The sequence below is a fragment of the Roseateles flavus genome, assembly GCF_039872765.1.
Taxonomy (GTDB): domain Bacteria; phylum Pseudomonadota; class Gammaproteobacteria; order Burkholderiales; family Burkholderiaceae_C; genus Roseateles_B; species Roseateles_B flavus.
The window spans coordinates 221278-243477 of record NZ_JBDPZC010000006.1; the positions used below are offsets into that span (position 1 = coordinate 221278).

Here is a 22200-nt window from a genome sequence, read left to right on the forward strand (position 1 = left end):
CAGGAAAGCCCCATGTCCCTGTTCGCCGCCGTCGAAATGGCCCCCCGCGACCCCATCCTGGGTCTCAACGAGCAATTCAATGCCGACACCAACCCGAAGAAGGTGAATCTCGGCGTCGGCGTCTACTACGACGAGAACGGCAAGCTGCCCCTGCTGCGCTGCGTGGCTGAAGCCGAGCGCCAGATGCTGGAGGCGCCCAAGGCGCGCGGCTATCTGCCCATCGACGGCATCGCCGCCTACGACCTCGCCGTGCAGGGCCTGGTCTTCGGTGCGGATTCCGAGGTGGTGAAGGGCAAGCGCGTCGCCACGGTGCAGGCCCTGGGCGGCACCGGCGGCCTGAAGATCGGCGCCGACTTCCTGAAGCGCCTGAACCCCTCGGCCCGCGTGCTGATCTCCGATCCCAGCTGGGAGAACCACCGCGCCCTGTTCACCAATGCCGGCTTCCAGGTCGGCACCTATGCCTACTACGACGCCGAGAACCGCGGCATCAAGGCCGAGGCCATGCTGGCCGATCTGCAGGAGGCCAAGGCCGGCACCGTGGTCGTGCTGCACGCCTGCTGCCACAACCCCACCGGCTATGACCTGACGCCGGCCCAGTGGACCCAGGTGGTTGAGGTGGTCAAGGCCCGCGGCCTGGTGCCCTTCCTGGACATGGCCTACCAGGGCTTCGGCGAAGGCATCGCCGAGGACGGCGCCGTGATTCAGCAGTTCCTGGCCGCCGGCCTGGACTTCTTCGTCTCCACCAGCTTCTCCAAGAGCTTCTCGCTGTACGGTGAGCGCGTGGGCGCGCTGAGCGTGGTCTGCGCCAGCAGCGAAGAAGCCGGCCGCGTGCTGAGCCAGCTGAAGATCGTCATCCGCACCAATTACAGCAATCCGCCGACTCATGGTGCCCAGGTCGTGGCCACCGTGCTGTCCACCCCCGCCCTGCGCAGCCTGTGGGAGGAAGAGCTGGCGGGCATGCGCACTCGCATCCGCGCCATGCGGGAGGCCCTGGTGACGGAGCTGAAGGCAGCCGGCGTCGAGCAGGACCTCAGCTTCGTGACCCGCCAGAAGGGCATGTTCAGCTACTCCGGCCTCAATGCCACCCAGATGCAGCGCCTGCGCGGCGAATTCGGCATCTACGGCGTGGACTCTGGCCGCATCTGCGTGGCCGCCCTGAACCCGGGCAACCTGAAGGCCGTGGCAGCAGCAATGGCCGCCGTGATCAAGGGCTGATCCCCGTCACCAGCCTGCGCCAAGGCGCCGTCCGGGTCACCGGCGGCGCCTTTTTGTCGACCCTGTGACGGCCGTCATGGCCCAAAGTCCGGGTTTGTGCGGGGTATTTCACCAAGCTGCCCGTCAGCATTGCGTCCCTACAATGCTGCAACGCACAAAACAAGGCAAGATGCTTCACAGGCATCCAAGCTACCACGCCGAGCCCACGCATCCTGCGGTGCCGGCCAGCCATGGAAGGGGTCCCACATGCTGTACCAGCTTTACGAAACCCAACGCGCCCTGATGAGCCCGTTCTCGGAGTTCGCCAGCGCCGCCGCCAAGCTCTACAGCCATCCGCTGTCGCCCTTCGCACATTCGCCCATGGCCGCCCGCTTCTCGGCCGGCCTGGACCTGATGCACCGCCTGGCCAAGGACTATGAGAAGCCCGAGTTCGACATCCGCGGCGTGGACGTCGACGGCGTCGAGGTCGCCGTGCAGGAGCTGGTCCCGCTGGAGAAGCCCTTCTGCCGCCTGCTGCGCTTCAAGCGCTACACCGACGACCTGACCGTCCTGGCCAAGATGAAGACCCAGCCGACGGTGCTAGTGGTCGCTCCCCTGTCCGGCCACCACAGCACCCTGCTGCGTGACACGGTGAAGTCCCTGCTGCGCGACCACAAGGTCTACATCACCGACTGGACCGACGCCCGCATGGTCTCGCTGGAGGAAGGCCCCTTCCACCTGGACGACTACGTGAACTACGTGCAGGAATTCATCCGCCACGTGGGCGCCGACCAGGCCCATGTGATCTCGGTCTGCCAGCCCACCGTGCCCGTGCTGGCCGCCATCTCGCTGATGGCCTCGCGCGGGGAACCCACGCCCCGTTCCATGACCATGATGGGAGGCCCCATCGACGCTCGCAAGAGCCCGACCGCCGTCAACAACCTGGCCATGAACAAGAGCCACAGCTGGTTCGAGAACAACGTCATCTACCGCGTGCCGCCCAACTTCCCCGGCGCCGGCCGCGCGGTCTATCCGGGCTTCCTGCAGCACACCGGCTTCGTGGCCATGAACCCGGACCGCCACCTGAGCTCGCACTACGACTACTTCCTGGACCTGGTGCGCGGCGACGACGACAGCGCCGAGGCCCATCGCAAGTTCTACGACGAGTACAACGCCGTGCTGGACATGCCCGCCGAGTACTACCTGGACACCATCAAGACCGTGTTCCAGGATTTCGCACTGGTCAATGGCACCTGGAAGGTCGGCGATGATCTGGTGCGCCCGCAGGACATCAGCGGCACCGCGCTGCTGACCGTGGAAGGCGAGCTGGACGACATCTCCGGCGCCGGCCAGACCCGCGCGGCCCACGAGCTGTGCAGCGGCATTCCCGCCAGCCACCAGTACCACTACGATGCCATCGGCGCCGGCCACTACGGCATCTTCTCGGGCCGCCGCTGGCGTGAGATGGTCTATCCGGAAGTGCGCAGCTTCATTGCGAAGTACGATGCAGCCCCGCTGACGGCCTCCGCCGCGACGAGCAGCAAGCGCCCCGCCGCCCGTTCGCGCAGCAAGGCCACGACCTGACGCCGCCTCACTTCCGACCTTGACCGCCGCACCTGCCACGACCGCCGCACTGATCGAGCAACTCGACCAAGCCCTGCCCCAGACGCAATGCACGCGCTGCGGCTACCCGGACTGCCGCGCCTATGCCGAGGCCATCGCCGCCGGCGAGGCCGGCATCAACCAATGCCCGCCCGGCGGCGCCGAGGGCATCGCCCGCCTGGCCCGCATCACCGGCCGTCCCGCCCTGCCCCTGAGTGCTGAGCATGGTGTGGAAGGGCCGCGCAAGCTGGCCGTGATCGACGAAGCCTGGTGCATCGGCTGCACCCTGTGCATCAAGGCCTGCCCGGCCGACTGCATCGCCGGCGCGCCCAAGCTGATGCACACCATCGTGGCCGAGCAATGCACGGGTTGCGAGCTGTGCGTGCCGGCCTGCCCGGTGGACTGCATCTCGCTGGTCGAGGTGACGCCCGGCCTCAGCGGCTGGGCGGCCTGGAGTGAGACGCAGGCCCGGGAGGCGCGCGAGCGCTACCGCTTCAAGCAGTTCCGCGAGCAGCGTGAGGCGGACGAGAACGCTCAGCGCCTGGCGGAGAAGGCCCAGCACAAGCTGGCCCACCTGGCCGAGCTCACCAAACCGGCCGACGACGCGGAACTGCAGCGCAAGCGCTCGGTGATCGAGGCCGCACTGGCGCGAGCCCGGGCCAAGCGCGGCGACTGAACGCCTCGCGCGGCACGCTGAGGCCGTCAATCCGCGCGGGCGACGTCCCAGTCCCGGCAGCGCCCCGGCTGGATGCCCAGGGCCTGCAGCAGCGCCCTGCCCTGGCCGCCTGCGAGCACAGCATGCTCCTTCACCCGGGCGCCGCGGATGCCATCCGCCCGCGTTTCCGTCGCCCCCGCACGGCCGGGATGGCACATCATCAAGCCGCCGTCCGGCAGGAAGTCCAGCCACCACTTCAGCAGGGCCGCGAAATCGGCCGCGGGCTGGAATTCGTAGACGCCAGCGAAATCCCGGTTGACCCGCAACCCTTCGGCCCGGGCGCCGGCTGCCAGCGCACGGGCGCCCAGCGCACCAATGATGGCCGCCTTGGCCCCCCGCCACTGCCGAGAGCGCGTGATGCGCAGTGCGCAGGCATGACCGTAGCGCGCGCACAGGACCTGCAGCAGCGCGTCCCGGATGCCGGGCAGCTGGTGCAGGTGCTGGTGCCCGTCGACATAGTCCGGCGCCCGGCCCAGGCGCTTCTCGAAGGCGTCCAGCTGCGCCTCGATCCACGGCCGCGCCAGGGAGACGGGCACGGCGCCTCGGTAGGCGGCGACGATCCAGCCATTGAGGCTGCGCGCCGCGTAGTGGGCGAACTCGTTGAGATCCAGGTGCAGGCCCAGGTCGGCCAGACCCTCTCGCTCTTTCAGCGCCGGGGCCCAATGCGGCCAGGCCGGCGAAAGCACCATGCAGCTGGTGGCACTGACCACGCCCGCGTCGATGGTGTCCAGGATGCCCTGGCTGATGGCCCGGTCAAAGCCATAGTCATCCGCGCAGATCTGAATGCGGCGCAGGCTCACGACGACGCTCCGTCACGTTGCCTGAAGGCCCAATGCCGGCCCAGCCACCAGGTCATGGCCGCCACGGCCAGCAGCACGATGAACAGTGCCAGCCGGTACTCCACGCCCGCCTGCAGCAGCAGGGCATAGAGCAGCTCATTGCAGGCAAAGCCCAGCAGCGCCACGCCGAAGAAGCGCGGCAGCGCGTCGCGCCCCCTGGCCTGCTGTGCGGCAAAGGTCAGGCGGTGGTGACCAACGAAGCTGACGCCGAAGGCCAGCAGGAAGCCCAGCACATTGGCCCCCAGCGCCGGCCACTGCCAAGCCCCGACCAGCAGCCAGACCACGCAGAAATGCACGGCCGCCGCACTGGCGCCCACGGCGCCGAACCACAGCAGGGACTTCACGCGCGGGGCTCCGTACCGGCATCCGACGCCCGCTTCAGCGAGGGGGTCAGGTCTTGCGTCACATACAGCGGGCGGCGCTTGACCTCGTCGAAGACCCGGCCCAGATACTCCGCGATGATGCCCAGGCACAGCAGCTGCACGCCGGCCAGAAAGGTGATGGAAGCTGCCAGCGTGGCGAAGCCGGAGATCTCGTTGCCGAGGAAGACCTTCTCGAACACGATCCAGAAGCCGAACACCACCGAGATCAGGGACACCATGATGCCCAGGGCGGACACCACCCGCAGCGGCACCTTGGAAAATGCCGTGATGCCCGTCACCGCCAGCTGGAGCAGGCGCATGAAGTTGAAGCTGGTCTCGCCATGGGCGCGGGCGTCGGGCACGAACTCGATGCCCGTCGCGGGGAAGCCCACCCAGGCAAACAGGCCCTTCATGTAGCGCGCCCGCTCGGGCAACTGCCGCAGGGCCAGCACGACGGCACGATCCAGCAGGCGGAAGTCGCCGGCGTCGGCGGGCAGCTCGAAGCGCGAGCCCTTCTGCATCAGCCAGTAGAAGGTGCGGGTGTAGAGGCGCCGTGCGGGCGACTGCGACTCGCGCCGTCCCCGTTGCACGCCATAGACCACGTCATAGCCTTCGCGCCAGCGGTCCAGCATCTGGAGTGCACAGCTGATGGGGTGCTGGCCGTCTGAATCCATGCTGATCACCACCTCGCCCTCGACGGCATCCAGGCCGGCCGTCAGCGCCGCCTCCTTGCCGAAATTCCGGGACAGGCGCAGCAGACGCACCGGCAGGCCCTGGCGGATCAGGCCCTGCACGACCATCACTGTGTCGTCGCGACTGCCGTCATCGATGACCATCAGCTCCAGCGCATCGGCATGGGGCGCCAGCTCTTCGACCAGCTTGGGCAACAGCCACGACAGATTGCGCGCCTCGTTGAAAGCCGGCATCACCACCGACAGCAGCCGCGGCCGGCCGCGGGCCGGCAGCTGCGTGAGGGAATGAGGCTGGGTGGAGTTCTCAGGGAGCGACATAAAGGCACAGATGCTTGTTGCAGGCCAGCGCTTCGCCATGCGGGCGCTGGGTGTCCCGGTCCAGGACCTGGTAGCGCACGACCGCACGCGGCGGCGGCGCGTAGAGACGGCCCGCACTGTAGAAGAAGGCCGAGTGGTCCGGCTTGCTGGCGTACTGGAGCCCGCAGGCGGCCGTCCAGGCCTGCGCGCCGCAGGCCTTCTCGTAGGCATGGATCAGCTCACGGTCCGAAGCGCGCAGCGACTCCTTGGGGCCGAGCCACAGAAAGCCCATGGCCGTCAGGAGCAGGACCACGACGCCCGTGCCCCAGTGGCGCGCCGTGCCGAGCTTCGCGGCATCGAACTGGGCGAGCCACAGCAGCACCACGCCGGGCAAGGCCGTGACCGCATAGGTGGGGATGATGTTGCGGGCCGCGCTGAACAGCAGCAGCGGTGCCGCCGTGATGCACAGCGCGTAGGCCCACAACTCGCGGCCGAGGCGTTCGGGCGCGGGCGTCGTCCGCGCCCGACGGCCGCCCAGCCAGGCGGCCAGGCCGTGCAGCACCCAGGGCAGGGCCGAGATCAGCACGAACAGCCAGATCATGCCGATGGGCTGGGCATGGGCGAAGCCGTAGCGGTCTCCCTTCCAGCCGGGCTGCAGGAATCGCATCACGTGCTCGCCCAGCAGGAAGTACTGCAGGAAGCCGGGCGTCCGCTGCTCGGCCCAGACATACCAGGGCACGGCCAGGCCCAGCCAGATCAGCCAGGCCAAAGGGTCCCTGACGATGCGGCTGACCGCGCCCCAGTGCCGACGCCACAGTGCATGGAGCACGGGCGGCAGCAGGGCCAGCACACCCGCGGCCGGGCCCTTGGTCAGCAGGGCCAGGCCCAGGCCGAGGGCCAGCACGCGGCCGGCACGGCGGACGGAGGCGGCGTCTGGTGCCGTGAGCGAGCGCCACCAGGCGGCCTGCACCAGCAGCACGGTGGCCATCAGCGTGGCATCCGTCATCACGGCGCCGGCGCAGATGAAATACATGGGGCACAGCATCAGCGCTGCCAGGGCGGCCGCCCGCTGCACCGGCGCCAGACTGGGTCGCAGCATCCAGTCCAGGCTCCAGAGGCCCAGCAGCGCCCAGCCCAGCGCCGCCAGCCGGCCCGACCACTCATTGACGCCGAAGAGCTCCATCAGCAGGGCCTGGCTCCAGGTGGACAGCGGCGGCTTGGCCCAGAAGACTTCGGTGGGCGTCACATGCGGGCTGACCCAGTCGCCCAGTTGCACCATGAGCCTTGCGATCTCGGCATAGCGAGCCTCGGTATGGTCGGTGAGGGCCATCAGGGGCAGGCTCAGCAGGCGCAGCAGCACGGCTGCCAGAAGCAGGTAGAGCCAGGGGCGTGCGCTGGGGGCGCTTCGCAGCGGGCTGGCGGAGGGGGTCTGTGAAGCGTTGATCGAGGCGGAACTCATGCAGCGGTGGAGTGGCGTGGCGTCACGGGGCGGCGTGTGGCGAAGGCGTGGCGCATTCTCGCCGAGCCGGCCGGGTTCGGGCCCCCGTTTGAACCACAATCACGCCATGAATGACGCCCAAGTCCTGCACTTCTTCCAGACCCTGCGCACGGCCAACCCTTCGCCCCAGACCGAGCTGGAGTACAGCAGCGTCTTCGAGTGCCTGGCAGCCGTGCTGCTGTCGGCCCAGGCCACCGACGTGGGTGTCAACAAGGCCACCCGCAAGCTGTTCGCCCGGGCCAATACGCCCGCCAAGATCCTGGCCCTGGGCGAGGAAGGCCTGGCCGATGCCATCAAGACCATCGGCCTGTACCGCAACAAGGCGCGGAACCTCCTGAGCACCTGCCGCATCCTCGTAGAGCAGCACGGCGGCCAGGTGCCGCGCAGCCGGGAGGCCCTGGAGGCCCTGCCGGGCGTGGGCCGCAAGACGGCCAATGTGGTGCTCAACGTGGCCTTCGGCGAGCCGACGATGGCGGTGGACACGCATATCTTCCGCGTCAGCAACCGCACCGGCCTGGCACCGGGCAAGACGCCGCTGGCGGTCGAGCAGGGCCTGCTGAGACGGGTGCCGGCGGAGTTCATGGTCGACGCCCACCACTGGCTGATCCTGCACGGCCGCTACGTCTGCCAGGCGCGGCGCCCGATGTGTGAGCGCTGCAGCGTGCGCGTGGATTGCGACCTGGGCCGCAGCCTGCCCTGACCACCGCCCGCCCCTACAATGCCGCATCACCAGTAGGCGAGATTCGTCACAGCCAGCCATGCCAAGCATCACCGACCTAGTCGACCGGGTGGAGAGGCTCCTCCTGCGTCACGACGAGCTGACCCGCACCAACGCCCTGCTCGAGGAGCAGGTCCGCGCCCTGACCCAGGAGCGCGACGGCATGCGCTCCCGCCTCAACGCCGCCAGGGCCCGCATCGACGCCCTGCTGGATCGCCTGCCGCTGGAATCGGAGAAGAACGCGCCATGAAGCAGATGGAAGTGACCATCATGGGCCAGAGCTATCTGCTGGGGTGCCCGGAAGGCGGCGAGGCCGCGCTGAGCAAGGCGGTGGCGCAGGTCGACCGCGAGATGTGCGGTATCCGTGACGCCGGCCGGATCAAGGCGCGCGAGCGCATCGCCGTGCTCGCCGCGCTGAACCTGGCCTACCAGCTCGCCGAGCAGCCCTCGGCCCGTGCCGGCGCGTCGTCGGCCCCGGCCAGTCCGGAAGGCGCCCTACCTGATCTCGACGGGCTCATCAAACGTCTCGACGAAGCCCTTGCCCAGGATGGGCAACTGCTCTGAACAAGGCCGGCGAGGCCCTAGAATGGGCTCGTCCGTTGCGTTCGCGTGAGTCTTATATTTCCTTGAACCGATGCTCTTTGAGCATGGGCTTGGAACATCGCCTGGCTGGTGTGATCGTCTCGCGTCAGATGAACCCGAAGCCTTGCTGACCTCGCCCACCTGAATCCCCTGGGTTCAGGAATGCGGCTCACGGCTCGCGGCGGACACCTTCTTCCCGCCTGCTGCGCCCCTGCCCGGGGTCGCAGTAGCATCTGCCCGGCCCGCGACCGGCCCGCGCCTCGGCTGGCACGGGCCCCAGGCGCCTCTTGCGCTGAGCCCCTGCCCATGAATTACTGGCTGATGAAGTCGGAGCCGGACGAGTGCTCCATCGACGACCTGGCCGCCGCGCCGGGCCAGACCGTGCCCTGGATCGGCGTGCGCAACTACCAGGCCCGCAACTTCATGCGCGATGCCATGCGGCTGGGAGACGGCGTGCTGTTCTATCACTCCTCCTGCCCGCAACCCGGCATCGCCGGCATCGGCAAGGTGAGCAGCCCGGCCTACACGGACGCCAGCCAGTTCGACCCCGACAGCCCCTATTTCGACCCCAAGTCCAAGCCGGAGGCGCCGCGCTGGCTGCATGTCGACGTGGGCTTCGTGCGCAAGACCCGGCTGCTGGGCCTGACGGAGATGCGCCAGCATGCCAGCCTGGCCAGCATGCGGGTGCTGCAGGCCGGCAACCGGTTGTCCATCACGCCGGTGAGCCCCGAGGAATGGGAGGCCGTGATGGACCTGCTGGACTAGATGTGAAGCGTCAAGAGGTTGTTTCCTGACGAACTGAGCCTGGAGATGGGCGGCAGACCGCCGATGCCGCTATGCGGACGATGGCAGTTGTAGTGATGCTGCCACTGGGCCAAGGCCTCAGTGCGCTGGGCCGAGTTCTGATACGTCCAGCCATAGGCCCATTCGCGCAGAGCCGACTGGATGAAGCGCTCGGCCTTGCCATTGGTCTGGGGCCGGTAAGGCTTGGTGAACGAGTGCTTGATGCCGAGCTCCAGGCAGGCCTGGCGGAACTCGCGTGAGCGGAAGGCCGAGCCGTTGTCGGTGAGCAGCCGTTGCACGCAGACCCCCATCCTGGCGTAGTAGGCCACGGCGGTTCTCAGGAACAGCACCGCCTGCACCTTCTTCTCGTCCGGATGCATGGCCGTGAAGGCCAGCCGGGCGTGATCGTCGATGGCGACGAACAGCGTCTCCCAGCCCGCGCCATCCACCGAGTCGCGCCGATTGCCTGTGACACGGTGGCTCGGACGCACGATGCGGCCGAGCTTCTTGGTATCCATGTGCAGCAGCTCGCCTGGCGCCTCGCGCTCGTAGCGCACGACAGGCTGTGCGGGCTCCAGGTCGCTGAGCTTGGACAGCCCGGCTCGTGCCAGCACGCGGCTGACTGTCGAGGCCGACACGCCCACGCTGCGTGCGATGTTGGACTGCAGCATGCGCCTGCGTCGCAGTTCAACGATGAGCAGTGCCTTGGCCGGATCGATGCTGCGCGGCGAGTGCGCCGGACGCGACGAGGCATCGCCCAGCGCTGCCTCACCGCCGGCCAGATAGCGCCCCAGCCACTTCCTGGCGGTGGGCGCCGTCACGCCTTGGGCAGCGGCAGCTTCAGGGGCACTGAGAACGCCTGCGGTCATCTGTTTGACCATCTCGATGCGGCGGGCGTACGTAAGTCGGGCATGCTTATGGCTGTTCATCCGGTGTTGGCTCTGGAGTGGATTGGGTGTTTGGCGACTTCCAGTCTCTCAAACCCAATCCGGATGAACACCGGATACAACCTATTGAAGCTTCACAACTAGACCGGCGAATAGACCGGCCACGGGCCCCGGCAAGCAGACGCTCTCCTACACCAGCCATCGTGCCCTCAGGGGCGCAGAGGGCTCGCTCCCGGCGGTCTGCTCAGGGCTGGCTGCCGAAGGGAATGGGCGCCAGCACGACCTGGTTGCCCCCGCGACGTTGCGCCTCCTGGATGGCCGACTGAGCGGCTTCCAGCAGTTCCTCCTGGCGCGAGGCGGTGTGCGGGAAGCTGGCCACGCCCATGGACAGCGAGAGATGCAGGTCCAGGCCCTGCACCACGATGATCTGGGTCACGCACTGCCTGCGCAGCTGCTCCATGCGCGCATGGGCGGTGGCCAGGCCCACGCCGGACAGCAGCACCGCAAACAGCTGCTCGCCCACGCGGCAGGCCGCGTCCATGGCACGTGTGTTGGCACGCAGCATGCGGCCCAGCCCTTCCAGCATGCGCAGCTGGGCTTCGGCCCGCAGGTGTTGGACCTCGGCCGGCAAGGGATCCAGGGAGATCAGCACGAGGGCGAATTCGCGGTGTTCTCGGGTGGAGAGATCGATCTCGCGGAGCAGCTGGTCGTCGAACTGGGCGCGGAGGTAGAGGCCGGAGGTGTCGTCCCGACCGCTGCCCTTCTCGGACTCGCGACGCAGCAGTTCCATGGACTTCTGCTGCTGCTCGATCTGCTGCAGCGCCCGCTGCAGGTGCGACTCGCGGTGCTTCTCCTCGGTGCGTTCGGACCACATCGACAGGATGTGATCGGCGCCCAGGGGCACTCGGGTGACCATGAAATCGCGGCGGCGCCCCCCCAGCTCCAGGCGGTGTTCGCTGACCACCACATTGCGCTGTGCCATGACGGCCTGCTCGACGCGACGCATGGCCTGGACTTCATCGCCCCGCATGAGGTCTACGTCGCTGCTGCCGACCAGGGAGGATTCCGTCCGCTCGAAGAGCCGGTCCAGGCCCGCGCTGGCATACACATAGCGGCCGGTGGCCAGGGACTTGACCGCCAGAAAGGCACCCAGCGGCTCGGCCAGGCTCAACAGGGCTCCGGCTGCACCGCTGTCGGACAGGCCCTGCGACTGCAGCCAGTCCTGCAAGCTGCCCGGGCGGCCTGCCATGCCCTGTGCGATCGCCGATTGAATGTCCATGCCTTGAAAGCCTTCTTGCTTCTTTCCAATGCTCCCTCGCGCCGGCCCGTGAGCGCGCCCTCGCAGACGCGCACCGGGCGACCAGTCCATCCTTTGCATGGATGTTCGCTGGCGGCCTTTGAATGCTCCGCGCATGGTAGCCAAATCCGGAGCGCTTGGCGGTCACGCCTGCCCCCTATTTGGGTCATCCTTCTCGTCCGGGAAGCCCCCAGGTTCATTGTGCGGATGGCGCGCGCCACATCCTTTGGCAGGTTATCGCGCCCATGCAGCGAAAATACCTGATTTCCGCCCTGCCTTGCCCCTTGGCTTGCCTGCGGATTCGATCCCTGCTCAGTGCCCTTTCCCGCGCCGCTTCAGCCTTCATGTCTGCCCCCCCTGACTTCGACCTTCTCATCATCGGCGCCGGAGCTGCCGGCCTCTTCTGTGCTGCCCAGGCCGGCCAGCTGGGATTGCGAGCCCTGCTGATCGACCATTCGCCCCGGCTGGCGGAAAAGATCCGCATTTCCGGCGGCGGACGCTGCAACTTCACCAACCGCGAAGCCGGCCCCGGCAATTACCTCTCCGAGAATCCGCACTTCTGCCGCTCTGCCCTGGCACGTTACACGCCCCAGGATTTCATGGCCTTGCTGCAGAAACATGGCATCGGCTTCCATGAGAAGCACCGCGGCCAATTGTTCTGTGACGAAGGCAGCGAGCGCATCATCCAGATGCTGAGAGATGAGTGCGACGCCGTGGGCGTGCAGCGCTGGCAGCCCTGCACCGTGGCGGCCGTCCATGCCCTGGACCAGGGCTTCGAGCTGGAGACCAGCCAGGGCCCCGTGCGCGCCCCCTCCCTCGTGGTGGCCTGTGGCGGCCTGCCCGTGCCCAAGATCGGTGCCAGCGACTTCGGCCTGCGCCTGGCCCGGCAGTTCGGCCATGAGCTGGTCACACCGCGCCCGGCGCTCGTGCCCCTGACCTTCTCCGAGCAAAGCTGGGCGCCCTTTGCCGAGCTGGCCGGCCTGTCGCTGGAAGTCGTCGTCAGCGCGGGCCAGGGCAAGCAGCGCACCCGCTTTCTGGAGGACCTGCTGTTCACCCACCGCGGCCTCAGCGGTCCCGCCATCCTGCAGATCTCCAGCTACTGGCAGCCAGGCCAGGCCATCGAGATCGACCTCCTGCCTACCCTGGACCTGGCGGCAGCCCTGCGCGAGGCCAAGTCGGGCAGCCGCAAGCAGCTGGGCAACGTGCTGGGCGAATGGATGCCCGCCCGCCTGGCCCAGACCTGGCTGGCCCAGCAGGGACTGGACGGAAGCCGCCCCATGGCCGATTGCAAGGACAAGGACCTCGAAGCCCTCGCCCGCAGCCTCAAGCAATGGCAACTCACGCCCGCCGGCGATGAGGGATGGAAGAAGGCTGAGGTGATGCGGGGTGGCGTCAGCACGCGTGAGCTCAGCTCCCAGACCCTGGAGAGCCGGCGCCAGCCGGGCCTGTACTTCATCGGCGAGGTCGTGGACGTCACCGGCTGGCTGGGCGGCTACAACTTCCAGTGGGCCTGGGCAAGCGCCCATGCCTGCGCCCAGGGCGTCCTGGCCCGCCAGCAGCAGCTGAGCGCTGATGCGGCAACTGCCTGAACCCCGCCTCGGCGGTATCTTGGCGAAGTGTCAAATCTGTGGCTATAATCCCGGTCTTTGCTAGCAAACCAGCGCGTCGATTCGGAAGCGGACTCCGGATACTTCCGCTTCAGAACTGCCGGACCAATCCTGGTTTGAACAGTTCAGGCGAACACCGAGCGCACATTGAAGGAACCATTGCTTCATGACCACCATTCGCGTCAAAGAAAACGAGCCGTTCGACGTGGCCCTGCGTCGCTTCAAGCGCACCATCGAAAAGCTGGGCCTGCTCACCGAGCTGCGTGCTCGTGAGTTCTACGAAAAGCCCACCGCCGAGCGCAAGCGCAAGAAGGCTGCCGCCGTCAAGCGTCATTACAAGCGCGTGCGCAGCATGCAGCTGCCCAAGAAGCTGTACTGAGCTTCTTGCTGAGCTTGTCGTTTTCTGGCGCCGTCAGGCGTCCACGCTGCTGAAGAGGCTTGCCTCTTCAACAAAGCCCGCGCAGGACGCTGTCGCGGGCTTTTTCCATTTCGGCGCTTGATTCAGGTCCTGAACCAGGCCGACCGTCCGCCTCTTTTTACCGATTGATCCCCATGACGCTCAAAGAACGCATCACCGAAGACATGAAGGCCGCCATGCGCGCCAAGGAAGCCGACAAGCTCTCCACCATCCGCATGCTGCTGGCCGCCGTCAAGCAGAAGGAGGTCGACGAGCGGGTGGAGGTGGACGACGTCATGCTGGTTGGCATCGTGGACAAGCTCATCAAGCAGCGCAAGGACGCCATCGCCCAGTACACCGCCGCCGCGCGCCAGGACCTGGCTGACAAGGAAGCCGCGGAAGTCGTGGTCCTGGAAGCCTATCTGCCGGCCCGCCTCAGCGAAGCCGAAATCCAGTCCGCCGTGGCCGCCATCGTGGCCGAGCTGGGCGCCAAGGGCCCGGGCGACATGGGCAAGGTGATGGGCGCCGTCAAGACCCAGCTGGCCGGCAAGGCCGACATGGGACTGGTGTCTGCCGCGGTCAAGAAGGCCCTGGCGCCCTGATCCCGCTAGCATCACCCGCCTGCACCACACGGAGCCTCGCACCATGCCCCTGCCGCTCAATCGCCTGACGCCCGACTTCGCCGTCGCCCCTCAGCTGGAGCCTGCGGCCATGGCCGAGGCCGCCGCTGCGGGCTTTCGCAGCGTGATCAACAACCGCCCCGACGGCGAGGGCGGCCCCGAGCAGCCCAGCAGCGCCAGCGTGGCCGCCGCTGCGGCCGAGGCGGGCCTGCAGTACGCACATCTGCCGGTGGCGGGCGGCTATCAGTCGCCAGAGGAGATTGCCGCCTTCCGCGAGCTGCTGGTCACCCTGCCGGGCCCCGTGCTGGCTTTCTGCCGCTCGGGCGCACGCTGCACCAAGCTCTACGTGGCAGCCACCCAGGGCTGAACACGGCCGGCGGCCCCACGACGAGGACGCCGCCCCCGCCTGCTCGGGGCTTACCCTCATCCGGCGTCGAATTCAGGCAGCGTTCAGCGGGCAATCGATACAGTCCGGAGCAAGCTGGCAGGGCCCACCGCCCTGCCCTTTGCTCCAGGAATTGCCCATGAATGCCTTGATTGCCTTTGCGGAGGCCATCGACAGACTCAACGACCGGTTCGGCGTGCTCGCCGAATGGGCCGTGCTGCTGTCCTGCCTCATCAGCGCGGCCAATGCCGTCGTCCGCTACACCCTCGACTACAGCTCGAACTCCTTCCTCGAGATCCAGTGGTACCTGTTCGCCGTCTGCGTGATGCTGGGCGCGGCGCAGGTGCTGCGCATCAACGAGCATGTGCGGGTGGACCTGGTCTACAGCCGCCTGTCCGGCAAGGGCAAGGTGATGGTCGATCTCTTCGGCATCACCGTCTTCCTGCTGCCCGTGATCGGCTACATGGCCTGGCTGTCCTGGGGACTGTTCATGGGCAAGCTGACCACGGGCATGCGGCCGGACGACAGCATCGCCAGCCTGGGCTTCCTGGCCTATGTACACAAGCTGCTGGTGAGCGGTGAGGTCTCCAGCAATGCCGGCGGTCTGATCCGCTGGCCCGCCGTGCTGATGCTGCCCCTGGGCTTCGCCATGGTCTGGCTGCAGGGCGTGGCCGAGATCATCAAGCGCATCGGCTGGCTGGGCCACCGCTACAACATGGACACGCACTACGAGAGGCCCCTGCAATGATCAGCATGGAGCAATTCCCGCCCCTGATGTTCGCGGGGCTGATCATCATCATGCTGATCGGCTTCCCCGTGGCCTTCTCGCTGGCGGCCCTGGGCCTGGGCTGCGGCCTGTTCGCCATCAGCCAGGGCTGGTTCCCGCCCGAGTTCATGGCGGCACTGCCGCAGAACGTGTTCGGCATCCTCAGCAACGACCTGCTGCTGGCCATCCCCTTCTTCACGCTGATGGGCTCGCTGCTGGAGAAATGCGGCCTGGCCGAGGACATGCTGGACTCCATGGGCCAGCTCTTCGGCCCCATCCGCGGCGGCCTGGGCTACTCGGTGATCATCGTGGGCTTCATCCTCGGCGCCATCACCGGCACCGTGGCCGGCCAGGTGATCGCGATGGCGATGATCTCGCTGCCGGTGATGATGCGCTACGGCTACAACATGCGCTACGCCACCGGCGTGCTGGCCGCCTCGGGCACCATCACCCAGCTGGTGCCGCCGTCCCTGGTGCTGGTGGTGCTGGCCGACCAGCTCGGCAAGTCCGTGGGCGACATGTACAAGGGCGCCTGGGGTCCGTCCATCCTGCAGGTGCTGATCTTCGCGCTCTACACCTTCATCCTCTCGCGCATCAAGCCGCACCACGTGCCTGGCGTGCCCAAGGAGGCGCGCACCCTGCAGGGCTGGGCCCTGTGGAAGAAGTGCCTGCGCGGCATCATCCCTTCGGCCGTGCTGATCTTCGCCGTGCTGGGGTCGATGGGCGGCCTGCCGGGCATCGATTCCGCCGTCTGCACCCCGACCGAAGCCGGCGCCATGGGCGCGGTGGGCGCCTTCGTGCTGGCCGCCATGCATGGCCGCCTGAACTGGCCGCTGGTCAAGGGCACCATGATGGGCACCATGCGCATCACGGCCATGGTGGTCTTCATCCTGATCGGCTCGCGCACCTTCTCCCTGGTGTTCCAGGGCGTGGAAGGTGGCCAGTGGATTGAGCACATGCTGTCCAACCTGCCGGGCGGCCAGATCGGCTTCCTGGTGGTGGTCAACATCTTCATCTTCTTCCTGGCCTTCTTCCTGGACTTCTTCGAGATCGCCTTCATCATCCTGCCCATGCTGGGTCCGGTGGCGGACAAGATGGGCATCGACCTCGTCTGGTTCGGCGTGATGCTGTGCGTGAACATGCAGACCAGCTTCATGCACCCGCCCTTCGGCTTCGCGCTGTTCTACCTGCGCGGCATCTCGGACACCCTCTTCAAGCAGGGCTCCCTGCCCCGCAAGGTGGAGTCCAGCGACATCTACATGGGCTCCATTCCCTGGGTGTTCATGCAGCTGATCCTGGTGGCCATCGTGATCTTCTTCCCCGTCACCGTGACCGCCTTCCTCGACAAGGAGAAAGCCGTCGACATGGACCAGGCCACCCAGTTGCTGCAGGGCATGGACACCGGCAAGGATCAGGACAAGGGCAAGGACGAGCTCAGCTCGGACGACGCCAGCAAGCTCTTCGCACCGGAGGCGGCAAGTGCGCCGGCCTCGTCGGCCAGCGGGGCGGCTGAGGATCCGAACGAGGCGGTGCTGAGGGCGCTGCAGCAGGAAGGCAAGAAGTAGTCTTGCCCCTGGCAAGGCGGAGCCGGCTGATGGCAACGTCAGCCGGCTTTTTCACGGCCCGCCTTTGTATAGTGCCGCCATGGCCGCCCTTCACGAAAGCACGGACTTCCCTGGCAAGGCGGCGCTGCCGAAACGCTGGCAGGGCGACGTCTACCGGTACTGCACCTTTGCCGATCTGGAGCTGGAAGGTCAGGCGTTCGAGGGCCTGCTGGACGCTTGCGTCCTGAGCCACTGCACCTGGTACTGGGGCCTGTTCAATGGCACCCGCTTCATCGAGGTGGAGTTCCGCAACTGCGTGTTCCGCGGCACGGCCTTCGCTGCCTGCATCTTCGTGACATGCAGGTTCGTGAACTGCCGCTTCATCAAGGACCGCATGGACTCGCCCTGCAGGTTCGACGACTGCGCCTGGCATGCCTGCGAGCAGCTGGGCTGCGAGGGTCTGCCGCACACGGATGCGGCAGCACTGGCCGCGCCGCGTTGACGGCCCGGCAGCTTGCCGATCGCCCAGGCGCCGCCGCTTGACCTGCCCGGCCTCACAGCCCGCCGATGAAATAGCGCTTCAAGCCGGCCAGCACCATTTCCACGGCGATGGCCGTCAGCACCAGGCCCATCAGCTTCTCGATGGCCGAGACCACCGAGTCGCCCAGCAGCTTGCGGATGCGGTCCGCCAGGACCAGGGTCAGGCCGGAGATCAACATGGCGGCGGTCAGGGCGCCCACCCATTCCATGATGCGGTCCGGCTGGCGCGAGGCCAGCAGCAGCACGGTGGCCATCGCGGACGGGCCGGCCAGCAGGGGCACGGCCAGCGGGAAGATCAGGGGTTCGCGACCCGGCTCCACGCCATAGGCCGATTCGCCAGAGCTGCCGAAGATCATGCGCATCGCGATGATCAGCAGGATCACGCCGCCGGCCACCTCCAGCGAGCGCTCGGACAGATGCATGACGCGAAGGAAGCCGTCGCCCAGGAACATGAAGGCGAAGAGCACCAGAAAGGCGATGCTGACCTCGCGCACGGCCACCTTGACGCGACGCTCCTTGGGCACGGCACGCATGATGGGGATGAAGATGGGGAGGCTGCCCAGGGGATCCAGCACCAGCAGGAGCAGGATCAGGGCGGAGAGAAAGCTGTGGTCCATGGGGCGCTATTGTCGGCGAGTTCGGCCAGCGGACCGCGGGTTAACCATTAGCACGCGTGCCATCCTCACGCGAAGCGGCCTGCGATCATGCTGGCCAGCCGCCGCCTTCGCCCTTGCATGCCCCTCTCGTCCGCCATGCCCCACGCCCCACTCGACACCCTGGACAGCCGCATCGTCGAAATCCTCCAGCGCGAAGGCCGCATCGCCAATGTGGACCTGGCCGCGCGGGTGCAGCTCTCGGCACCGCAGTGCTTCCGTCGGGTCCGGGCGCTGGAGGAGCGCGGCGTGCTGCGCGGCTACCGGGCCGAGGTGGACCCACAGTCCCTGGGCCTGGGCGTGACCGCCTATGTGAGCCTCAATATCGAGGCGCAGGCCTTTGTGCGGGTCCGGGACATCGAGACGCTGCTGAAGGCCTTCCCCGAGATCCTGGAATGCCACACCGTCTCGGGAGACTGCGACTACCTGCTCAAGGTGGTGGCAGCCGACCTCAAGTCACTCTCTCAGTTCCTGACCGACAAGCTCATGCAGCTGCCCGGCGTGGCCGATGTCCGCTCCATGATCTGCCTGGAAGAGATCAAGCCCCCCTCCCCCCTGCCGGTGCGCTGAGCGGCGTTCAGGCAGCCGGCATGCCGCAGGCAAGACCTGCCCCCTCTCCTGTCCGCGCTTCTGAGCCCTTCAGCCACGCGGATGATGCTGGGCGTGCAGGGCCTTGAGGCGCTCGCGCGCCACGTGGGTGTAGATCTGCGTGGTCGACAGGTCGGCATGCCCCAGCAGCAACTGAACCGCGCGCAGGTCGGCACCATGGTTCAGCAAATGGGTGGCAAAGGCATGGCGCAGGGTGTGCGGCGAGATGCTCTGCCGGATCCCGGCCTGCAGCGCGTACTTCTTGACCAGGCGCCAGAACATCTGCCGGCTCAGGGCCTCGCCGTAGCGGTTCAGGAACAGCGCCTCGGGCTGCGCGCCGGCGGCCAGCTGGGGGCGCGCTTCGTGCAGATAGCGCAGCAGCCAGTCGCGCGCCACTTCGCCAAAGGGCAGGAGGCGTTCCTTGCTGCCCTTGCCCATCACCCGCATGGCCGCTTCCTTGAGACCCACATGCAGCGTCTTCAGCTCCACCAGTTCGCTGACCCGCAGGCCGCTGGCATACATCAGCTCCAGCATGGCGCGATCACGCAGGCCCAGGGGCTGGTCCACGTCCGGCGCGTTCAGCAGGGACTCGACCTGCGCCTGCGTGAGCGTCTTGATGCTGCGCTGCAGGCGGTGTGAGGGCAGCAGCTGCAGGGTCGGGTCTTGCCTCAGCCGCCCTTCGCGAAGGGCCCAGCGGAAGTAGCGCTTGAAGCAGCTCAGACGCCGATTGGCGCTGCTGGGCTTGCTGCCCTCGTGGCGGACGCTGATGTAGGCCTGGAGATCGGCCTGGCTGGCCTCGTCCAGGCTGCGCCCCAGTTCGGCATCCAGCCAGTCCGCGAGAAGGGCCAGGTCGCGGCCGTAGGCCTGGCGGGTGGCCGCGGACAGGCCGTCCTCCAGCCACAGCGTCTCCAGGAAGAGCTCGGCGGACTGTGCGCTGCTCCGGCGGGCCGCACTGGAAGGCACGCCAGGCGGAGCCAGGACGGCTGTCTTGCGAGCACGCGGCACGGAAGGGGCTCAGTCCAGCTTCAGCTTCTGGGTCTCCACGACCTTCTTGTAGACCTCGTACTCGGCCTTGATCTGGGCCGCGAACTGCTCGGGCGTGTTGGCCACGATCAGGGAACCGGTGTCTTCGATGCGCTTGCGCACATCGGGCATCTCCAGCGTCTTCTTGACGGCCGTGTTGACCTTGTCCACCACCTCCCTGGGCAGGCCCTTGGGCCCGTAGATGCCGTAGTAGGCCATGCGGTTCACCGGCTCCAGGCCGACCTCCTTGAAGGTAGGCACCTGGGGCAGCTGGGCCAGGCGCTGGGGCGCGGCCACGACGATGGGGATCAGGCGCCCGTCCTTGATGAAGGGCAGCGCCGAAGGCAGGTTGTCGAAGATCATGGGCACCTGGCCGGCCACCGTGTCATTGAGGGCCGGGCCCGCGCCGCGGTAGGGGATGTGCAGCACGAAGACGCCGGCCAGGGACTTGTACAGCTCCATCTGCAGGTGGCCGATGCCGCCGGTGCCCGAGGTCGCGTAGCTGTGCTTGCCCGGGTTCTTCTTGAGCTCGGCCAGGAAGCCTTTGTAGTCGCGGGCCGGGAAGCTGGGATGGACCGCGATGATGTTGGGCGTGGCCGCCACGTTGATGATGGGCGTGAAGTCGGTCAGCGGGTTGTAGGGGATCTTGGGGTCGATGGCCGGATTGGCCGCGGTGGTCGAGACCGTGGCCATGCCCAGGGAGTAGCCGTCCGGTGCGGACTTGGCCGTCTCGTTGGCGCCCACCTTGCCGCCGCCGGCCTTGTTCTCCACGATCATGGTCTGGCCCAGCGGGCCGTTGATCTTCTCGGCCACCACGCGGGCCACGATGTCCGTGGTGCCGCCCGGCGCGAAGGGCACGACCAGCTTGACCGGCTTGTTCGGATAGGCCTGGGCCAGGACCATCCCGGGCGTTGCCAGGGCCGCCAGGGCCAGGGGAATGTGCTTGAGAATCGTGCGACGGCTCATGGGGCTCCTCTCGTGTACTGGCTGAAGGGAGGTGCCAGTCTATGCCAGCTCGGGGCCTCCAGGCCTCGGCGCGGGCGGTTCAGTCACAGGCGAGCTGGGACTCAAGCCAGGCTCGGGCGACGGCCTCGTCGCGGAAGCTGGCGAAGGGGATGCCGGCGGCGTCGAAGCATCGCGCCATGGCCTCATCCATCAGGCCGGCGCCTTCGACCTCAGGCGCCGTCACATGGGCGACGGCCCTCGGCGCCATCCCTGAGGCCGACAGGTGCTGCAGCAGCCCGGCAAAAGTGTGCAGGGCCTCGTCTGTGGCCAGCGTGCTGTAGCCGATGATGGCCAGCAGCACCCAGGGGCCCTGTGCCTGCAGCGGCGGAATCTGGACGGCCAGCAACTGCCCCAGGGCCAGGACCAGCTCCTTGTTGAAGGGGCCTTCCGCATGGTTCAGCAGGAAGGGCCAGTCGCCGTGGATCCGCACCTGGCCGTGCAGGGGGAAGCGACTCTGGGCGTAGGCGTCGGTGCTGTCGTTGATGGGGCTCATGGGCTGCAGGGCAAGGGCTGGCCGCATGGGATCGAATGATACGGCCAGGGACCCGCCGTGAAAGCCCCATGTCATGGGCACACTGGCACACTGCCTGCATGCCCGACCTGCTGCTCCTGCTCCCCGACTTCCTGCTGATCACCGCCGGCTTCGCGCTGTGCCGCTGGACCTCGCTGGACCGCCCGGTCTGGAGCAGCGTGGAGCGGCTGGTGTACTACCTGCTGTTCCCGGTCCTGCTGTTCAACTCCATCTCCCGCAGCCAGTTGCGGCCGGGCGAGACCCTGGCCCTGGCCGGCGCGGGCGTGGCGGTGCTGCTCAGCGGCGTGCTGCTGGCCTATGCCCTGCGCCTGTGGCCGGGCATACATGCGCAGAACCATGCCTCGGGCGCCCAGGTGGCCTTCCGCTTCAACTCCTTCGTGGCCCTGGCCCTGGCCGAGCGGCTGCAGGGCGCACAAGGCGTGGCCTGGATCGCCCTGCTGATCGCGCTGTGCGTGCCGCTGGCCAATGTGGCCGCTGTCTGGCCGCTGGCGCGCCATGGCGGGCACGGCTATCTGCGGGAGCTGGTCCGCAACCCGCTGATCGTGTCGACGGTGCTGGGCCTCGCCGCCAACCTCAGCGGCCTGCGCCTGCCCGAGCCGGCGGCCGTGAGCCTGCAGAAGATCGGCGTGGCCGCCCTGCCCCTGGGCCTGATGGCCGTGGGCGCCGGCCTGCGCTTCGGCGCCCTGCGCGATGCGCCCGGGCTGGCCGGCGCCCTGCTCTTCATCCGACACGCGGCCCTGCCGCTGGTGGCGCTGGGGCTGATCCACATGCTGGCCCTGCCCGCTGCGCAAGCCTCCATGCTGATGGCCTTCGCGGCGCTGCCGACGGCCTCCAGCAGCTATGTGCTGGCGGTGCGCATGGGAGGCAACGGGCCTTTCGTGGCGGGGCTGATCACGCTGTCGACGCTGCTGGGGATGGTGAGTTTGCCGCTGTGGCTGCTGGTGCAGACACAGTGGCCGGCGTAGTCGCAGGCTGAGGGCTGCCAACGCTGAGGCTTGGGCATTGGCGGCTTGGCCTGGGCAGGTTTTGCTGGGTCAGTACATGACCCCAAACTCCTGCGGAGTTCCTCGCGGA

Annotated in this window: 26 protein-coding genes and 1 other RNA gene; 17 read left to right on the forward strand and 10 right to left on the reverse strand. The window is 67.6% G+C overall.

Features of this window, described 5'->3' with window-relative positions:
- The first annotated feature begins 12 nt into the window (after positions 1-12).
- The 3 genes from ABDJ40_RS14290 to rsxB all read left to right on the forward strand — a co-directional run bounded on the left by ABDJ40_RS14290 (position 13) and on the right by rsxB (position 3472).
- Entirely contained in the window at positions 13-1215 is a 1203-nt protein-coding gene (locus ABDJ40_RS14290; RefSeq protein WP_347610780.1) for an amino acid aminotransferase, read from the forward strand.
- 246 nt (positions 1216-1461) lie between these two features.
- Positions 1462-2778: a polyhydroxyalkanoate depolymerase gene (locus ABDJ40_RS14295; RefSeq protein WP_347610782.1), complete on the forward strand. Its 1317-nt coding sequence runs from the start codon at positions 1462-1464 to the stop codon at positions 2776-2778.
- A gap of 19 nt (positions 2779-2797) precedes the next feature.
- A complete protein-coding gene (gene rsxB, locus ABDJ40_RS14300) occupies positions 2798-3472 on the forward strand; it encodes an electron transport complex subunit RsxB (protein WP_347610784.1) in 675 nt (224 codons plus the stop codon).
- Between the two features lie 26 nt (positions 3473-3498).
- On the opposite strand, the gene ABDJ40_RS14305 is transcribed toward rsxB, so the two are convergent.
- Genes ABDJ40_RS14305 through ABDJ40_RS14320 form a run of 4 tightly spaced genes read right to left on the reverse strand, consistent with a single transcriptional unit; the run spans position 3499 to position 7160 of the window.
- Complete coding sequence (locus ABDJ40_RS14305; RefSeq protein ID WP_347610786.1) at positions 3499-4311, reverse strand: ChbG/HpnK family deacetylase; 813 nt, start codon at positions 4309-4311, stop codon at positions 3499-3501.
- Positions 4308-4694: a GtrA family protein gene (locus ABDJ40_RS14310; RefSeq protein WP_269633047.1), complete on the reverse strand. Its 387-nt coding sequence runs from the start codon at positions 4692-4694 to the stop codon at positions 4308-4310. The genes ABDJ40_RS14305 and ABDJ40_RS14310 overlap by 4 nt, the downstream gene beginning before the upstream one ends.
- Positions 4691-5722 carry a glycosyltransferase family 2 protein gene (locus tag ABDJ40_RS14315; RefSeq protein ID WP_347610789.1) on the reverse strand — a complete coding sequence of 344 codons (1032 nt, stop codon included), beginning with the start codon at positions 5720-5722 and terminating at the stop codon, positions 4691-4693. Before ABDJ40_RS14315 ends, ABDJ40_RS14310 begins: the two co-directional genes overlap by 4 nt.
- Complete coding sequence (locus ABDJ40_RS14320; protein ID WP_347610791.1) at positions 5709-7160, reverse strand: ArnT family glycosyltransferase; 1452 nt, start codon at positions 7158-7160, stop codon at positions 5709-5711. The genes ABDJ40_RS14315 and ABDJ40_RS14320 overlap by 14 nt, the downstream gene beginning before the upstream one ends.
- 106 nt (positions 7161-7266) lie before the next feature.
- On the opposite strand from ABDJ40_RS14320, the gene nth reads away from it, so the two are divergent.
- From nth to ABDJ40_RS14345, 5 genes are all read left to right on the forward strand, one after another.
- Entirely contained in the window at positions 7267-7899 is a 633-nt protein-coding gene (gene nth, locus ABDJ40_RS14325) for an endonuclease III (RefSeq protein WP_347610793.1), read from the forward strand.
- A gap of 58 nt (positions 7900-7957) precedes the next feature.
- Positions 7958-8167, forward strand: coding sequence for a cell division protein ZapB (gene zapB, locus ABDJ40_RS14330; protein WP_183104576.1), 210 nt, complete (start codon positions 7958-7960; stop codon positions 8165-8167).
- On the forward strand, positions 8164-8481 hold the full coding sequence (locus ABDJ40_RS14335; RefSeq protein WP_269633051.1) for a cell division protein ZapA: 318 nt from the start codon (positions 8164-8166) through the stop codon (positions 8479-8481). The genes zapB and ABDJ40_RS14335 overlap by 4 nt, the downstream gene beginning before the upstream one ends.
- Positions 8482-8509: 28 nt before the next feature.
- Positions 8510-8689: non-coding RNA, 6S RNA (gene ssrS, locus ABDJ40_RS14340), on the forward strand.
- A gap of 116 nt (positions 8690-8805) precedes the next feature.
- Positions 8806-9264 (forward strand): EVE domain-containing protein, encoded by a 459-nt coding sequence (locus ABDJ40_RS14345; RefSeq protein WP_347610796.1) that lies wholly within the window; start codon positions 8806-8808, stop codon positions 9262-9264.
- Here the strand turns inward: ABDJ40_RS14345 and ABDJ40_RS14350 are convergent.
- On the reverse strand, positions 9261-10211 hold the full coding sequence (locus ABDJ40_RS14350; protein WP_347610798.1) for an IS481 family transposase: 951 nt from the start codon (positions 10209-10211) through the stop codon (positions 9261-9263). The genes ABDJ40_RS14345 and ABDJ40_RS14350 overlap by 4 nt on opposite strands.
- Before the next feature lie 202 nt (positions 10212-10413).
- Entirely contained in the window at positions 10414-11448 is a 1035-nt protein-coding gene (locus tag ABDJ40_RS14355) for a GGDEF domain-containing protein (RefSeq protein ID WP_347610800.1), read from the reverse strand.
- Between the two features lie 362 nt (positions 11449-11810).
- Here ABDJ40_RS14355 and ABDJ40_RS14360 point away from each other — a divergent pair, with 362 nt between their 5' ends.
- From ABDJ40_RS14360 to ABDJ40_RS14390, 7 genes are all read left to right on the forward strand, one after another.
- Complete coding sequence (locus tag ABDJ40_RS14360; RefSeq protein ID WP_347610802.1) at positions 11811-13055, forward strand: BaiN/RdsA family NAD(P)/FAD-dependent oxidoreductase; 1245 nt, start codon at positions 11811-11813, stop codon at positions 13053-13055.
- 184 nt (positions 13056-13239) lie between these two features.
- On the forward strand, positions 13240-13452 hold the full coding sequence (gene rpsU / locus ABDJ40_RS14365; protein WP_012346814.1) for a 30S ribosomal protein S21: 213 nt from the start codon (positions 13240-13242) through the stop codon (positions 13450-13452).
- Between the two features lie 173 nt (positions 13453-13625).
- Positions 13626-14072, forward strand: coding sequence for a GatB/YqeY domain-containing protein (locus ABDJ40_RS14370; RefSeq protein ID WP_347610806.1), 447 nt, complete (start codon positions 13626-13628; stop codon positions 14070-14072).
- 43 nt (positions 14073-14115) lie between these two features.
- Positions 14116-14457: a protein tyrosine phosphatase family protein gene (locus tag ABDJ40_RS14375; protein ID WP_347610808.1), complete on the forward strand. Its 342-nt coding sequence runs from the start codon at positions 14116-14118 to the stop codon at positions 14455-14457.
- A 157-nt stretch (positions 14458-14614) separates the two neighbouring features.
- Entirely contained in the window at positions 14615-15223 is a 609-nt protein-coding gene (locus ABDJ40_RS14380; protein WP_347610810.1) for a TRAP transporter small permease subunit, read from the forward strand.
- Complete coding sequence (locus tag ABDJ40_RS14385; protein WP_347611083.1) at positions 15223-16806, forward strand: TRAP transporter large permease; 1584 nt, start codon at positions 15223-15225, stop codon at positions 16804-16806. Before ABDJ40_RS14380 ends, ABDJ40_RS14385 begins: the two co-directional genes overlap by 1 nt.
- 79 nt (positions 16807-16885) lie before the next feature.
- Complete coding sequence (locus ABDJ40_RS14390; RefSeq protein ID WP_347610812.1) at positions 16886-17287, forward strand: pentapeptide repeat-containing protein; 402 nt, start codon at positions 16886-16888, stop codon at positions 17285-17287.
- Positions 17288-17339: 52 nt separating this feature from the next.
- Here the strand turns inward: ABDJ40_RS14390 and ABDJ40_RS14395 are convergent, their stop codons facing one another.
- Positions 17340-17942, reverse strand: a complete 603-nt coding sequence (locus ABDJ40_RS14395; protein ID WP_269633061.1) for a MarC family protein — start codon at positions 17940-17942, stop codon at positions 17340-17342.
- A 117-nt stretch (positions 17943-18059) separates the two neighbouring features.
- On the opposite strand from ABDJ40_RS14395, the gene ABDJ40_RS14400 reads away from it, so the two are divergent.
- Positions 18060-18548, forward strand: coding sequence for an Lrp/AsnC family transcriptional regulator (locus ABDJ40_RS14400; protein ID WP_347610815.1), 489 nt, complete (start codon positions 18060-18062; stop codon positions 18546-18548).
- A gap of 69 nt (positions 18549-18617) precedes the next feature.
- On the opposite strand, the gene xerD is transcribed toward ABDJ40_RS14400, so the two are convergent.
- The 3 genes from xerD to ABDJ40_RS14415 form a co-directional block, all read right to left on the reverse strand.
- Positions 18618-19529, reverse strand: coding sequence for a site-specific tyrosine recombinase XerD (gene xerD / locus ABDJ40_RS14405; RefSeq protein WP_347610817.1), 912 nt, complete (start codon positions 19527-19529; stop codon positions 18618-18620).
- A 51-nt stretch (positions 19530-19580) separates the two neighbouring features.
- On the reverse strand, positions 19581-20555 hold the full coding sequence (locus ABDJ40_RS14410) for a tripartite tricarboxylate transporter substrate binding protein BugE (protein WP_347610819.1): 975 nt from the start codon (positions 20553-20555) through the stop codon (positions 19581-19583).
- A 79-nt stretch (positions 20556-20634) separates the two neighbouring features.
- On the reverse strand, positions 20635-21114 hold the full coding sequence (locus tag ABDJ40_RS14415; RefSeq protein ID WP_347610821.1) for a hypothetical protein: 480 nt from the start codon (positions 21112-21114) through the stop codon (positions 20635-20637).
- 71 nt (positions 21115-21185) lie between these two features.
- On the opposite strand from ABDJ40_RS14415, the gene ABDJ40_RS14420 reads away from it, so the two are divergent.
- Positions 21186-22091: an AEC family transporter gene (locus ABDJ40_RS14420; protein WP_347610823.1), complete on the forward strand. Its 906-nt coding sequence runs from the start codon at positions 21186-21188 to the stop codon at positions 22089-22091.
- Positions 22092-22200: the final 109 nt, after the last annotated feature.